14 protein-coding genes are annotated in these 13538 nt (G+C 46.6%); 3 read left to right on the top strand and 11 right to left on the bottom strand.

The window, feature by feature from the left end; all coding sequences use genetic code 11:
- Positions 1-513: 513 nt before the first annotated feature.
- Together scfB and scfA are read right to left on the bottom strand one after the other, a co-directional pair.
- Positions 514-1911 (bottom strand): thioether cross-link-forming SCIFF peptide maturase, encoded by a 1398-nt coding sequence (gene scfB / locus Q0G26_RS11275; RefSeq protein WP_293830691.1) that lies wholly within the window; start codon positions 1909-1911, stop codon positions 514-516.
- 78 nt (positions 1912-1989) lie between these two features.
- Positions 1990-2136: a six-cysteine ranthipeptide SCIFF gene (gene scfA, locus Q0G26_RS11270; protein WP_009145710.1), complete on the bottom strand. Its 147-nt coding sequence runs from the start codon at positions 2134-2136 to the stop codon at positions 1990-1992.
- Between the two features lie 329 nt (positions 2137-2465).
- Between scfA and Q0G26_RS11265 the strand changes: the two genes are divergently transcribed.
- The 3 genes from Q0G26_RS11265 to Q0G26_RS11255 are packed head-to-tail and all read left to right on the top strand — an operon-like array spanning position 2466 to position 3985.
- Positions 2466-2597, top strand: coding sequence for a CD1871A family CXXC motif-containing protein (locus Q0G26_RS11265; protein WP_293830689.1), 132 nt, complete (start codon positions 2466-2468; stop codon positions 2595-2597).
- Positions 2590-3408, top strand: coding sequence for a 4Fe-4S binding protein (locus tag Q0G26_RS11260; RefSeq protein WP_293830687.1), 819 nt, complete (start codon positions 2590-2592; stop codon positions 3406-3408). The genes Q0G26_RS11265 and Q0G26_RS11260 overlap by 8 nt, the downstream gene beginning before the upstream one ends.
- A 43-nt stretch (positions 3409-3451) precedes the next feature.
- The gene (locus Q0G26_RS11255) at positions 3452-3985 is read left to right on the top strand and encodes a TlpA disulfide reductase family protein (protein ID WP_293830685.1); all 534 of its coding nucleotides are present in this window, start codon (positions 3452-3454) and stop codon (positions 3983-3985) included.
- Between the two features lie 63 nt (positions 3986-4048).
- Here the strand turns inward: Q0G26_RS11255 and Q0G26_RS11250 are convergent, their stop codons facing one another.
- The 9 genes from Q0G26_RS11250 to groL form a co-directional block, all read right to left on the bottom strand.
- Positions 4049-4600: a biotin transporter BioY gene (locus tag Q0G26_RS11250; RefSeq protein ID WP_293830684.1), complete on the bottom strand. Its 552-nt coding sequence runs from the start codon at positions 4598-4600 to the stop codon at positions 4049-4051.
- A 147-nt stretch (positions 4601-4747) separates the two neighbouring features.
- Entirely contained in the window at positions 4748-5614 is an 867-nt protein-coding gene (locus Q0G26_RS11245; RefSeq protein ID WP_293830683.1) for a polysaccharide deacetylase family protein, read from the bottom strand.
- Entirely contained in the window at positions 5611-6549 is a 939-nt protein-coding gene (gene whiA / locus Q0G26_RS11240; protein ID WP_293724934.1) for a DNA-binding protein WhiA, read from the bottom strand. Before whiA ends, Q0G26_RS11245 begins: the two co-directional genes overlap by 4 nt.
- A 44-nt stretch (positions 6550-6593) precedes the next feature.
- Entirely contained in the window at positions 6594-7955 is a 1362-nt protein-coding gene (locus tag Q0G26_RS11235) for a gluconeogenesis factor YvcK family protein (protein WP_293830681.1), read from the bottom strand.
- Between the two features lie 12 nt (positions 7956-7967).
- Positions 7968-8828 (bottom strand): RNase adapter RapZ, encoded by an 861-nt coding sequence (gene rapZ, locus Q0G26_RS11230; RefSeq protein ID WP_009145703.1) that lies wholly within the window; start codon positions 8826-8828, stop codon positions 7968-7970.
- Between the two features lie 533 nt (positions 8829-9361).
- The gene (bioB, locus tag Q0G26_RS11225; RefSeq protein WP_293807617.1) at positions 9362-10351 is read right to left on the bottom strand and encodes a biotin synthase BioB; all 990 of its coding nucleotides are present in this window, start codon (positions 10349-10351) and stop codon (positions 9362-9364) included.
- Positions 10352-10532: 181 nt separating this feature from the next.
- On the bottom strand, positions 10533-11102 hold the full coding sequence (locus Q0G26_RS11220; protein ID WP_293692078.1) for a chromate transporter: 570 nt from the start codon (positions 11100-11102) through the stop codon (positions 10533-10535).
- Positions 11103-11114: 12 nt separating this feature from the next.
- Positions 11115-11681 (bottom strand): chromate transporter, encoded by a 567-nt coding sequence (locus tag Q0G26_RS11215; RefSeq protein ID WP_293830679.1) that lies wholly within the window; start codon positions 11679-11681, stop codon positions 11115-11117.
- Positions 11682-11891: 210 nt separating this feature from the next.
- On the bottom strand, positions 11892-13523 hold the full coding sequence (groL, locus tag Q0G26_RS11210) for a chaperonin GroEL (RefSeq protein WP_009145698.1): 1632 nt from the start codon (positions 13521-13523) through the stop codon (positions 11892-11894).
- Between the last annotated feature and the right edge of the window lie 15 nt (positions 13524-13538).

The following is a 13538-nucleotide window of genomic DNA, read 5'->3' as shown; positions in this document are numbered from 1 at the left end:
ACTCTCCAATAAAGTTTATTGAAGAACTAATCTAGCTCTTATTATTTAAAAAAGAAGTTATTTGACTTGGTCTTGCGTTTTCACGCTCGACCCGCACATTCGCTTTTTCTAGGTTTATGTTCAGTTTTCAAGGTTCAGCGCCTAGCGATTTTGGCTTTTGTTTTGTTGCCGTATCGCGTCGACTTGTATATAATACCATGTGGCCTGCATTATGTCAACACCTTTTTTGTTACTTTTTTAACATTTTTTCGTGATACACGTGGCTCAGTATTCAAAAGAAGTATCATGTATACACGCTTTGACGTACCTGAAATTTCTTCAAAAAATCTCAAAAAAAGTTAAAATTTCTACCGAAAAACGCGTAAAAAAATCACTTTCTCCTGAAAAAATTTCGAGATTTTTTTCTTTCTAAGCGACAAACTTCTTGCTTGTTTCTTGCTGGCATTTTGCACGATTCTCTATGAAAAAGGAAAAATGCGCTCTGCTTTCGCAGAGCGCACTAGTAATAAGCTATTATTTTTCGTAAGTGAAGTTGTTGATATGCGGACGCAGATCCTCGCCTTCCTGTGCTTCAGCAGACAAAAGAGCCTGAACAATGATAGCATTCTCCAGACGTTTCTTTTGCAGGCGACAGCCATACTCATACGGCTTGGTAATATCGCCGTTAATTAAATCCGCATTGGCGTGACAGCCACCGCTGCAGAAGAAGCGTGCCCAGCATTGGCTGCACTCCGGCTTAGTCAGAACATGGGTATGACGGAACTTCTGCACCATCTCCGGTGTAACTATGCCGGTATCCAGGGTGCCCATCTTATATTGTTCACGGCCTACAAACTGGTGGCACGGATAAATATCGCCATCAGCAGTAATGCAGTAGTATTCATGACCGGCACCGCAGCCTGCCAAGCGCTTAGCAACGCACGGACCGTTATCAAGTGCTACATTGAAATGGAAGAAGTCAAAGGGATTACCTTCGCGACGACGCTCCAGATATGCGCGTGCCAGCTTATCGTATTCATCGAAAATAACCGGAAGATCTTCTTCGGTCAATACCCAAGGCTCATCAATGCCTACTACCGGCTCTACGGAAATCTCCTTGCCTACCTTAGTCATATCAAGCACGTCTTCACAGAAGTGGGTGCTGAAATGGGTATAGGTTCCGCGCAGATAGTAGTTTTTGCCCTCACGGCTGTCAATTACCTTCTTAAAGCCGCGTACAGCTGCATCATAGCTGCCAGCTTTATTCGGGAACGGGCGCATAGCATCATGAGTTTCTTTTTTGCCATCAAGGCTCAGAACAAGCATAACGCGGTTATCATTGAGGAATTTAATATTATCATCATTTAAAAGAGTGCCATTGGTGGTCAGCGTCAGCTTGATATTCTTGCCTGTTTCTTTTTCGCGACGGCGTACATATTCAGTAATATGCACAACAACAGGCCAGTTCATCAGCGGTTCACCGCCAAACATATCCAGCTCCAGATTATGACGCTTCTTGCTGCCTTCAATAGCAAACTCGATAGCCTTTTCCGCGGTTTCCTTGCTCATGAGCTGACGGCAGCCACCAAAGGAGCCAGTATCAGCAAAGCAGTAACCGCAACGCAGATTGCAGTCATGCGTTACGAGCAGGCACAGGGATTTAACAATAGGCTTTTCCGCAAAGGTCGGCGGCACATCAAAGGAAGGGCTGAAAAGCAGGCCTTCATCCTGCAGACCATGCATTTCTTCCAAAGCATCACGCAAATCCTCTTCGCTGTATTTATCCTTCAAAGCAGCCATTGCTTCTGCATCGTTGCTGCCATCATAATAATCAAGTAAATCGTAAATAACATCGTCTACAAGATGAACAGCACCGCTGTTGATATCCAGCACAGCCATATTATCATCAAGACGCATTTTATGTATCAGCATGTATTCCAACCTTTCTTTTTTGCATAGATAGTAAAACAGCCCCCTGCACCAGACAGGGAGCTGCATTAAGCTCAGATATTATTTGCAGTGTTCGCAAACCTGGTTGCCAACGGTGCAGGAAGTTTTGCAAGCGGATTGGCAGGAAGCCGGGCACTCGCCGCAGCCACCGGTACGCAGAGTTTTGTTCAGCATTGCTTTATTAACAGTTTTGATGTGTTTACGCATAACGATTACCTCCAAAAAAATATATTATTACTTGTTTTATTTTACCTTGTTTTTGCCTATTTTGCAAGGATTTTTTTAAATTGCTCATTTACAAATACTATTTCGCGACCTATATTCTTCCATTGCATTATCTGTTTTATTATAGCCTGTTTAAACGCTTTTATCCATACAACACCTGTCAGAAAATCATTGCAATCCGCTGATAGAAATAATTTAATATTATTTTCTGCTATTTACTACCTGACTTCAATAATGTATAGTCATGCATTCATAGTAAAAATTCTCCGTATATGCTAGAATGTTCTTAGAAATTATATAGGAGGCCTGCTATGAAAACTACACGTATCTTAATCCTTCTGAGTGCCGCTGCCATGCTGGCGTATGGTATCTGCAACAGAGAATATCTTGCCGTCTGGCGCAAGGCAGCAACAATTTGTCTGGAGTGTATCGGCATTGGTTAAACGTAAGCTTGTACAAATTTGCACCGCCCTCCTATATAACGGCAATTTTTCAGGCTTTACCGATGGCAATATCTGGAAGGGAAGCAGCAAGAATATCTGCCTGCCGGGTTTAAACTGCTATTCCTGCCCCGGAGCCTTGGGCGCTTGCCCGCTTGGTTCGCTGCAAAGCTCGCTCAGCGGTGTATTTTTGCGCATTCCCTTCTATGTGCTAGGCTTTATTCTGCTCTTTGCGTTAATCTTTGCGCGTCTTATCTGCGGCTGGGGCTGTCCCTTCGGCCTCGTGCAGGAATTGCTCTACAAAATTTCTACGCCAAAGCTGCAACGCAACCGCTTCACCTATCTGCTAAGCTATCTGAAATATTTCATTGCGTTGGTTTTTCTCCTGCTGCTGCCTTTGGCCTTTTATCAATTCACCGGCAGCGGCGTACCTGCCTTCTGTAAATTTATCTGCCCCGCAGGTACTTTGGAGGCTGCTCTGCCCCTGGCATTTTTCAAGCCGCAAATTCGTGAGCTTTTGGGCCAGCTGTTTATCTGGAAGCTGACACTGCTGTGCCTTACCGTACTGACAGCCATTTTCACCTATCGCCCCTTCTGCCGCTTCATCTGCCCTTTAGGCGCTATTTACGGACTATTTAATAAAATCTCCCTCTTTGGCATGAAGGTAAATACCGTAAAGTGCATCAACTGCGACCGTTGTATGGAGCATTGCAAAATGGATTGCCGGCATGTAGGTGACAGCGAATGTATCGCCTGTGGTGAATGCCGCAAGGTCTGCCCGGTAAAGGCAATTTCTCTCGGCAAAAAATTTTAATTTATATACACCTTTTTTCTTTTATTCTTATAAGGAGGTCAACATGAAAAAATTTCTGCTCACCTTATCTATGACTGCATTGCTATTATTTACCGCAGGCTGCAACTGTCCCGTCTCCGATAAAACTGCCGACAGCAAACCGCAGATGAGCACTGCTAAGGCCTCAGCTGCTGAAGTAGCACCCGATTTCAGCTACAAGGAGTTAGGCAGCGGCAAAACCATGCGCCTGAGCGACTTAAAGGGCAAGCCTGTCTTTATCAATTTCTGGGCAACCTGGTGCCCTCCCTGTGTCGGCGAGCTGCCGCATATTGAAAAGAAATACGCCGAATATAAAGATAAAATGCATTTTGTTATTCTCAGCGTAGATGATAACGAACAGGAACCGGCACGTTTCATCCAAAGCAAGGGCTACACCTTCCCTGCCGCCTATGGCGACCATCAGGCACTCGGACGAGCCTACGGCATTGACGCTATTCCGGCATCCTACATCATCAGCGCCGATGGCCGCATAGTTGCAAGTACAGTCGGCAGCATGAACGAAGCTTCCCTGGACGCCTTCCTGCAAAAGGCCTTCTAAAAGCATTTTAAAAGCGAAAAGCAGTCCCGCAATCTTTTTAAAAGATTGCCAGGACTGCCTTTTTTATGCCTTCAGCCAAATGCCTGCCTTATAACCGCGCACACCCAGCATCGCCGCACCAATGCAGAGCACAACATCAGGAATAACCTGCAGAATACCGCAGTACCAGATAACCGCCCACACGGAAATCGGTGCATTGATTATATAATTGGACACAACATAGAACCACACCAGACCAAACAGATAAACAATTACCATACCGGCAAGATTTGCCTCCATCAGGCTGCGGAAATTGATTTGCTTAGCCTTGCGTGCCCAGGCACCATTTACCCAAGCCTGTACGATAAAGCCCAGCAGATAGCCGAAGGTCGGCTGCGCAATATATCCGGGGCCGCCGCCAGATGCAAAAACAGGAATGCCCACCAGGCCCATCACAACATACGTACCAACGGCAATCGCGCCTAGACGCGGTCCAAGCAGCAAGCCTGCCAGCAATGTAAACAAAAACTGCAGTGTATAGACATCAGTGCCTACCGGAATTTTAATAAACGTTCCCACAGTAATAAGCGCAATAAACAATGCGCATAAAATCAGTTCCTTCGTACTCAAATGCATATTTTACGCCTCCAAAGCTTCTGTAACCTCTGTTACAGTTCATAGTTTATAGGATACGCCAGTTTTTATTCATTGTCAACCTATTTATTTTCATGGTTAACTTTATATGCAAAAGAAAAGGGAGACAACTGCCTCCCCAAATATTCCTTAGCGCACGAATATGTCGCGCACAATATTGATATCAATGCCCTTGGTCTGCAAAAAGCCAAAGAAATATGCCTGCTCCAGGCGTTTCTTGAAGCCTTCAAGTCCGTTACCATCATCAGCAACTGTTACGCGGTACATTTCGAAAGGAGCCTTTTGATAAGTCGCCGTCGTATTAACACCTACATGACCAGTCAGCGCCCTGTAAAAGCCATATTTTTTCGCCGCAGCAATAACCCTGTCGTTATAGCTGCCGTTAGGATAAGCCAGAGTACGCACGATATAGCCGTCAAATTTTTTCTTCAGCCAATAACGTGACGTATCTGTTTCCCACACCAGATATTTTTCATCAATAGCAGCCAACGGATTATGGCTGTAGGTATGCGAGCCAAGCTCCATACCGGCAGCAATCAGCTCCTTGATTTCCTGCTCATTCATATGCAGCTCATCGCCGATATCCTTGTTGATAACAAAGAAAGAACCCTTGGCATCATACTTCTTTAGTAACGGCAGCACCACGCTATGATTATTCTTATAGCCATCATCAAAGCTCAAGGCAACATACTTGTCTACACTTTTTCCTTGCTGCAGACGCTCTGCCAGCTCTGCTACCGTCACAATCGTGTAGCCCTGCTCCTTCAGGTACTGCAAATGCGCTTCAAACAGCTCCGGCTTCATAATCAGCGTTTTAGGCCAATCTGCTCCTTCTTCCGGACCGACAGCGTGATACATCAGTACCGGCGCACCGGTTTTTCTGAAGGCCGCATATTCCTGCTGCCAACGCTCACCATTAAGCTTCCATGCAACACCTGCTGCCGCCAAAAGTATGACACCCAGCGCCAGGAATACTAAGCATACTTTCTTAATCATTTATCTGCTTTCTCCAATTCCATTCCTAAACCTACTGCAATATCCTGCAGCTTCTTCAAACGGTGGTTGATGCCGGATTTACCCAGACCACCGGAGTATTCCACCAAATCATTTAACGACACATCCGGATACTGCAGACGCAGACGCGCTGTATCCTGCAAGCCCTGAGGCAGCTCGCTCAAGCCCATATGCTCATCAATATAATGGATGCAGCTTACCTGACGCACGGCAGCCTTAACCACCTTATTCAGGTTCGCAGTTTCGCAATTTACCGCTCTGTTGACATTATTGCGCATTTCTTTGACAATGCGGACATTTTCCAGCTCCATCATAGCATTATGTGCACCGATAACACTTAGGAAATTGATAATGCTTTCGCCATCCTTCAGATAAACAATATACTCGTTTTTTCTGTCTGTCAGCTTGGCCTTCAAGGAAAAGCTCTGCATAACCTTAATAATCGTATGAGCAAAATCCTCGTTGCCGGTAACCATCTCCAAATGGTAATCACTGGCCGGACGACTGATGCTGCCGCCGCCCAAAAATGCTCCGCGCAAAAAGGTACGCTTGCCTTCGTGATGCGAAAGCAGCGGATTTTTCAAATCGCCCTCTACACTCAGCAGCTGCAGCTCGTTCAGCGCCTTGCTTACCTGCGGCGCCGGCACTACATGCACCTGATAACGGTTATTCTTCTTCAAGCGGCGTGAACGGGTAATAACTACCTCCGTCTGCACCTGATAATTGCTTTTCAACAGCTGCAGTACACGTCTGGCCAAAGCAGCATTTTCAGTAGAAAAGTGGATGCCTATATTCATACCGCGGATAACAATTGCACCGCTCATACGCAAAAGACCGAGCAGTTCTGCTTTGTCACCGGTCGCATCGTTAGTTTCTATACGAGATAATTCATTTTTTACATCATTGGAAAAAGACAAGCAGACTCCTCCCTTCTCAGCCTGTAAGGCTGCAGCGTCTTGTTTTATTTTTGTTTATACAGCTTCTTCATGCCCGCACGCATAAAGAAGTAATCGAAAAACTGCATGCCGCGTCCAAAAAGACGCAGACGATAAATCAAGGCAATAAGTACACGTGCTAATTTACGCGGATCATGGCGCACCAAATCATCCTTGCTTATCAGACGCGCCGGCACAACCGTTATTCCCAGACTGCGGATTTTATCAATATCCGGCGTAATCGGACGCGAGCCTTCAGCATCATACTGACGCAGCTGCTCCGAAGTAACGTCCTGCGAATTGACAATAGCGTAATCCAAGAACTGCGTACCAACATGGTCAACCAACGCCTGTACATGGTCATAAGCACCGTAGCCGTCAGTTTCACCGGGCTGTGTCATAACATTGCAGATATAGATTTTGATAGCGTTAGACCTGACAACAGCATCACGGATTCCTTCAACCAAAAGATTAGGAATAACACTGGTATACAGGCTGCCAGGGCCAAAAATAAGTACATCTGCGTTTAAAATAGCCTCTATCGCACCATTTGCTGCCTGTGCATCTGCCGGCAGCATCATCATCTTTTTGATTTGCTTGCGCACCTTGGGAATCTCCGATTCACCTGTCACAATGGTGCCGTCTGTCATACGTGCCTGCAGCTGAATATTCTCCAAGGTAGACGGAATAACTCTGCCGCGCACCTTCAGAATCTGGCTCGTAGCATTCAGTCCGGCCTCCATGCCGCCTTCGGCCTGCGCCATCGCCGCAATGAACAAATTGCCGAAGCAGTGACCTGCCAGCGGTGAGTCACCCTGGAAGCGATACTGCATCAAACGTTCCATAAGCGGCTCGCGGTCAGCCAGAGCAGTCAGGCAGTTACGCAAATCACCGGGAGGAATAATGCCCAGCTCCTTGCGCAGACGTCCGGAAGAACCGCCGTCATCAGCAGTTGTTACTACGGCTGTACAGTTATTGGTAATATACTTCATGCCGCGCAAAAGTGTCGAAAGGCCGGTACCGCCACCGACAACGGTAATTGCCGGGCCACGCGTCAGCTTGCGCTGCATAAAGATGGTTTCCATCAATGAGCCGTTTTTGTCAGGCACTACAACAGATACTACCGAACTGATTAAGCGGCGTGTTCCGTACACCATAATAGCAAAGCCTACGATAAGAAAGCCCACGCCCATCGTCATAATCAGGCCATTTGAATAGCGTCCTGTCGTCAGATAAGTCATCTGAAAAAGCAGCTCTTCCGCCTTGCCCATCAGCTGATAATTAAAAAACAAAGCCAGTCCCAAAGCACATAAAAGTACGCCTACCGCAAAAAGCAGCAGCCAGCGCTTCAAATTAATGCCGGGACACAGCCAACTAATCCAACCCATTAGACTCCTCCCTTACTTTCTGTGAGGAATATCACGATGTGTCACATCAACGCTGTAACCCTTTTCGCGCAGATATTCGTACAATTTATTGGCAATGAAAACGCTGCGATGCTGTCCGCCGGTGCAGCCTACGCTGATAACAAGCTGTGCCTTGCCTTCGTTAATATATTGCGGCACAAGAAAATCAAGCAGCTGCTCCTCCAGCTTCAGATACTGGAATGTCTGCGGATAGCGGCAGATAAAATCCGCTACCGGGCGGTCATTGCCAGTCATATTGCGCAGCTCCTCCACATAAAACGGATTCGGCAAAAAACGCACATCAAGCACCAGGTCACTGTCAAGCGGCAGACCATGCTTAAAGCCAAAGGAACGCACAACAATGCCCATGCGCTCTTTGGACGAGCCCTCGCCAAACATTTCTGTTACCTTAGCCTTCAGCTGCGCTGTGGTCAGCGTCGAAGTATCAATAATATGCGTAGCCTTTTCGCGCAGCGGATCAAGCAATTCACGCTCACAGGTAATATTCTTCAGCAAGGTATTGCGCTCGCCCAAGGGATGACGACGACGCGTTTCCTTGTAACGGCGTACCAAAGTCGCATCGGAAGCATCTAAAAACAGCAGCTCATATTTTTGACCGCTGGCCTCCATCTCATCCAAAACCTGCAGCAGCTTATCAAAAAAGCGTCCGCCACGGATATCAACAACAAGAGCTACCTTTTCCTCCGAAGTCTGACGGCACAGCTCCGCAAACTTAGGAATCAAGGTCGCCGGCAAATTGTCAATGCAAAAGAAATTTAAATCCTCCAGGGTACGCACAACCTGCGTTTTGCCTGCACCGGACATACCGGTAATAATAAGAAAGTGTGACTGCATTTTGCTTCACCTCTTTAAAGTCATTAGTAAATTATATTATATCATAAATTTTGCCGTAGAGGGCAGTGCGTCAGCAAATAAATACTTGAAGGAATTGATGATGCAGAAGACGGTGCGTTATCGAATAAATGCGTGCGTCAGAACGTGTCGGATTCAAAGAAGCAATCCCGACGGCGTATTTCTCATACGTCGAGGGATTGATGATGCGGAAGATGGTGCGTTATCAAATAAATGCGTGCGTCAGAACATGTCGGATTCAAAGAAGCAATCCCGACAGCGTATTTTTCATACGTCGAGGGATTGGTGATGCAGAAGACGGTGCGTTATCAAATAAATATGTGCGTCAGAACGTGCCAGATTCAAAGAAGCAATCCCGACGGCGTATTTCTCATACGTCGAGGGATTGGTGATGCAGAAGATGGCGCGTTATCACGCACATATAAAAAATAAGCAGACTGCTCGCAACTACAGTCTGCTTATCTTTTTGAGATTTTAAGGTGTAAGATTTGTATTAAAAATTCATGGAAAACTAATTAATCAAGATTCGGCATGCTGCGCGGACGGTCAAGATCCTTGAGCATCTGCATATCGCGGTCAGTGCCACGGCCGGCAGTAGTCAGATAACCGCCGATCATAATGCCGCTTGCACCGCCATTGAGTGCCAGTGCCTGCAGGTCACGCAGATTTACTTCGCGACCGCCTGCGGTACGGATTTGTGCCTTCGGCAGAACAAAACGGAAAACAGCGAACGCACGCAGGATTTCCAGCGGCGGCAGCGGTTTGTTGTTTTCAAACGGAGTACCCGGAATCGGAGTCAGCATGTTCAGCGGTACGCTGTCAATTCCCAGCTCCTTCAGAGTAAAGGCCCATTCTACACGCTGCTCACGTGTTTCACCAAGGCCTAAAATACCACCGCTGCAAACACGCAGGCCGGCAGCCTGTGCATTTTTGATGGTAACAAATTTATCAGCATAGGTATGAGTGCTGCAGATATTCGGGAAATTGCTGCCTGCGGTTTCCAGATTGGAATGATAGCGGGTTACGCCAGCCTTGCGCAGCTCTTTTGCCTGCTCTACAGTCAAAATGCCCAAAGAAGCGCAAACTTCAATGTGCAGTTCTTCTTTAATACGTTTCAGGGTACGGCAGATGTTTTCAAAGTCATCAGCCTTGCTCTGTCCACGACCGCTGGTAACGATGGAGAAGCGTACAGCGCCTGCTTCCTTAGCTTTTTTAGCTGCATTGAAGATTTCCTCTTCGCTCAGCAGACCGTATTCCTTAACACCGGTATGATAATGTGCGGATTGTGCGCAGAACTTGCAGTTCTCGCTGCATTTACCACTGCGGCCGTTGATGATTGCACAGCAGTCAACAGCATCGCCGGCATATTTTTGGCGAATCTTGTCAGCCATGGCCAAAAGCAGCATGGTGTCATCATCGCTCACGTTAATCAAAAATTCAGCTTCTTCTTTAGTAATATCCTGACCGTTTAAAACCTTCTCGGCCAGTGCAATAATTTTTTGCATTGTAATTCACATCCCTAACCTTAGTAGTTAACCGACGCTATTCGTTGGTTAACTGTATCTATTATATAGCAGAATTCCGCTTGCGTCAACCGTTAATTTGCAGAAGTTAACTTCAATATAATAAAAAGCGCGCCATGCCGCAAGCCAAAGCTCACAACGCAGCGCGCTATTGCATTAAATATCAGCGAATACCAGCAATACCCAAAATCAAGCCCAAAACACCGCTCATGCACAGGGTACGGATAACACTCATCTTATGACGGATACACCACAGGGAAATCGGCAGCACAATGCAGCCAAGCAAATCTACCTTGGTAAAATCCTTTGGCAGTGTTTCCGTATTCCACAGCGCCAGCATTACAAAGCTCAGTCCGGCAGAGCAGATGAGTGCCACAACCGCAGGACGCAGACCGTTCAGAATACCGCGAATCGGACCGATATCGCCATATTTAAAGAATAATTTTGCGAGTGCCAGTACAATAAACACCGACGGAAAAACAAAACCCACAGTCGCAGCAATAGCACCGGGCAAGCCTGCAACCTTCGTACCGACGAACGTCGCCGCATTGATACCGATAGGACCGGGTGTCATCTGCGAAATCGTAAAAATATCAATAAACTGCGGCATCGTCATCCATGCATGATTTTCAATAACCTCTGCCTGAATCAGCGGCATCGAAGCATAACCACCACCGACGCAGAAGGCACCAACCTTGACAAAGCTCCAGAAAAGCTCCCAATAAATATACATCTCGCCGCCTCCTTACGCGTACTTTTTGTCACGCAGCAGGAAGAAGCCGATAACAGCATCCACAACGACTGCATACATCAAATTTACATTAAAGAAATAATTGGCAATGAAAGTACCGACAATAATCAAAAGCGGCAGTGCCAATTTTTTCTTCAGCTCTTTTTTGAGCAGGTCAATCGCAACGTTAATAATAATAGCCGTTGCACCGCACTGCATGCCCTTCAAAACCAGCTGAATATATTGGTTATGCGCAAATGCATCATAAGCGTAGGAAATAGCGCTCAGGGTAATCAGCGGCGGCAGAATAGTTGCCAGCAAAGCAGTAAGCGTACCGCGGATACCGCCAAGCTTGTAGCCCATGCTGATTGCCGCATTGGCTGCCACAACACCCGGCGCAGACTGCGCAATCGCCACAAGGTTCAGCGCTTCCTTATCATCCATCCATTTATATTCGTCAACAAATTTGGCCTTCAACAGCGGAATGATTACAAAACCACCGCCGATAGTAAAGGCACTAATTATAAAGGTTGATTTGAACAGCTTCCAATAAAAATCTTTTTCAGCTGCAGCTTCACCCATTATCAACAGCTCCTTCTTGTTATAGAATGAAATTATTATAGCATATTTGACAGCAAAAAAACATAATTAGAATACACTAATGCCAAGAAAATTTTTTGCATCAGCTTTTTTGTAACAAAAAAGCACACCCTGCTACCAAATCAGTAACAGAGTGTGCTATCTATAGCCTACTCAAGCTATATTATACGGTTGTGGTATCCGGTCTGCAGCTTACATCATACCGGGCATGCCGCCGCCCATCGGAGGCATTGCCGGCATAGCAGCGCCTTCCTTAGCAGGTTTGTCAGCTACGATGGATTCAGTGGTCAGAACCATAGAAGCGATGCTTGCAGCATTTTGCAGTGCGCTTCTGGTAACCTTAGTCGGATCAACGATACCAGCTTCAATCATGTCAACATACTCTTCGGTCAGAGCATTGAAGCCATAGCCTTTGCGGCTGCGTTTAATGGTATCAACGATAACAGCGCCTTCCAGACCAGCGTTGTAAGCGATTTGACGAACAGGCTCTTCGATAGCGCGTTTAACGATTTCTACGCCGGTCTTCTCATCGCCGGTAGCTTTGATTTTTGCCAGAGCAGGCTGTACTTGCAGCAGAGCAGTACCGCCGCCGGCAACAATGCCTTCAGCAACAGCAGCGCGGGTAGCGTTCAGAGCATCTTCAATGCGCAGTTTTTTATCTTTCAGCTCAACTTCGGTAGCAGCGCCAACTTTGATAACAGCTACGCCACCAGCCAGTTTAGCCAGACGTTCTTGCAGTTTTTCTTTATCGAAATCAGAAGTGGTTTCCGGAATTTGTGCGCGGATTTGAGCAACACGTGCAGCAATAGCATCTTTATCACCCAAGCCATCAACGATAGTGGTCAACTCTTTGGTTACGCGAACCTGACCTGCGCGGCCAAGGTCTGCCATACTTGCGCTGTCCAACTTACGGCCAACTTCTTCACTGATAACGGTTGCACCGGTCAGAGTAGCGATATCCTGCAGCATTGCTTTACGACGGTCGCCGAAGCCAGGAGCTTTAACAGCAACAGCCTTGAAGGTGCCACGCAGCTTGTTAACAACCAGGGTTGCCAGTGCTTCGCCTTCAACATCTTCAGCGATGATTAAGAGTTCGCCGCCGTTTTGAACAACCTTTTCCAGAACCGGCATAATGTCGGCAATCATGGTGATTTTTCTGTCGGTAATGAATACGTACGGATTGCTCAGTACAGCTTCCATTTTGTCAGCATCGGTTGCCATGTACGGGGAAATGTAGCCACGGTCGAACTGCATACCTTCAACAGTTTCTAGATGAGTTTCCATGGTCTTGGATTCTTCAACAGTGATAACACCGTCGTCGCCAACCTTTTCCATAGCGTCAGCAATCAGGTTACCGATTTCATCGTCAGCAGCGGAAATAGAAGCAACCTGTGCTTTTGCTGCTTTGGTTTCAACCTTTTGGGAAACATTTTTCAGTTCGTCAACCAGTACGTCAACTGCTTTTTTGATGCCTTTTTTCAGAACCATCGGGTTAGCGCCGGCAGCTACGTTGCGCATGCCTTCGTTAATCATAGCCTGTGCCAGAACGGTAGCAGTGGTAGTACCATCACCAGCAACATCGTTGGTTTTGATGGAAACTTCTTTAACCAGTTGTGCGCCCATGTTTTCAAACGGATCTTCCAGTTCGATATCGCGGGCAATGGTTACACCGTCATTGGTGATGGTCGGTGCGCCGAATTTCTTTTCCAGTACAACGTTACGGCCTTTAGGACCGAGGGTTACTTTTACAGCGTCAGCCAGAGCATTTACGCCACGCTCCAGGCTACGACGAGCTTCTTCATTAAACAGAATTTGTTTAGCCATTTTATATCGCTCCTT

Source organism: uncultured Phascolarctobacterium sp. (assembly GCF_934190775.1).
GTDB lineage: Bacteria > Bacillota > Negativicutes > Acidaminococcales > Acidaminococcaceae > Phascolarctobacterium_A.
The sequence above is the reverse complement of the archived record's forward strand: the minus strand, read 5'-3'. Positions and strand labels throughout refer to the sequence as shown.

What these genes read in the sequence shown, in the direction of transcription:
- scfB (WP_293830691.1), bottom strand. Translation starts at nt 1,911, where the DNA reads ATGCTGATACATAAAATGCGTCTTGATGATAATATGGCTGTGCTGGAT.
- scfA (WP_009145710.1), bottom strand. Translation starts at nt 2,136, where the DNA reads ATGCGTAAACACATCAAAACTGTTAATAAAGCAATGCTGAACAAAACT.
- Q0G26_RS11265 (WP_293830689.1), top strand. Translation starts at nt 2,466, where the DNA reads ATGAAAACTACACGTATCTTAATCCTTCTGAGTGCCGCTGCCATGCTG.
- Q0G26_RS11255 (WP_293830685.1), top strand. Translation starts at nt 3,452, where the DNA reads ATGAAAAAATTTCTGCTCACCTTATCTATGACTGCATTGCTATTATTT.
- Q0G26_RS11250 (WP_293830684.1), bottom strand. Translation starts at nt 4,600, where the DNA reads ATGCATTTGAGTACGAAGGAACTGATTTTATGCGCATTGTTTATTGCG.
- Q0G26_RS11245 (WP_293830683.1), bottom strand. Translation starts at nt 5,614, where the DNA reads ATGATTAAGAAAGTATGCTTAGTATTCCTGGCGCTGGGTGTCATACTT.
- Q0G26_RS11235 (WP_293830681.1), bottom strand. Translation starts at nt 7,955, where the DNA reads ATGGGTTGGATTAGTTGGCTGTGTCCCGGCATTAATTTGAAGCGCTGG.
- rapZ (WP_009145703.1), bottom strand. Translation starts at nt 8,828, where the DNA reads ATGCAGTCACACTTTCTTATTATTACCGGTATGTCCGGTGCAGGCAAA.
- bioB (WP_293807617.1), bottom strand. Translation starts at nt 10,351, where the DNA reads ATGCAAAAAATTATTGCACTGGCCGAGAAGGTTTTAAACGGTCAGGAT.
- Q0G26_RS11220 (WP_293692078.1), bottom strand. Translation starts at nt 11,102, where the DNA reads ATGTATATTTATTGGGAGCTTTTCTGGAGCTTTGTCAAGGTTGGTGCC.
- Q0G26_RS11215 (WP_293830679.1), bottom strand. Translation starts at nt 11,681, where the DNA reads ATGGGTGAAGCTGCAGCTGAAAAAGATTTTTATTGGAAGCTGTTCAAA.
- groL (WP_009145698.1), bottom strand. Translation starts at nt 13,523, where the DNA reads ATGGCTAAACAAATTCTGTTTAATGAAGAAGCTCGTCGTAGCCTGGAG.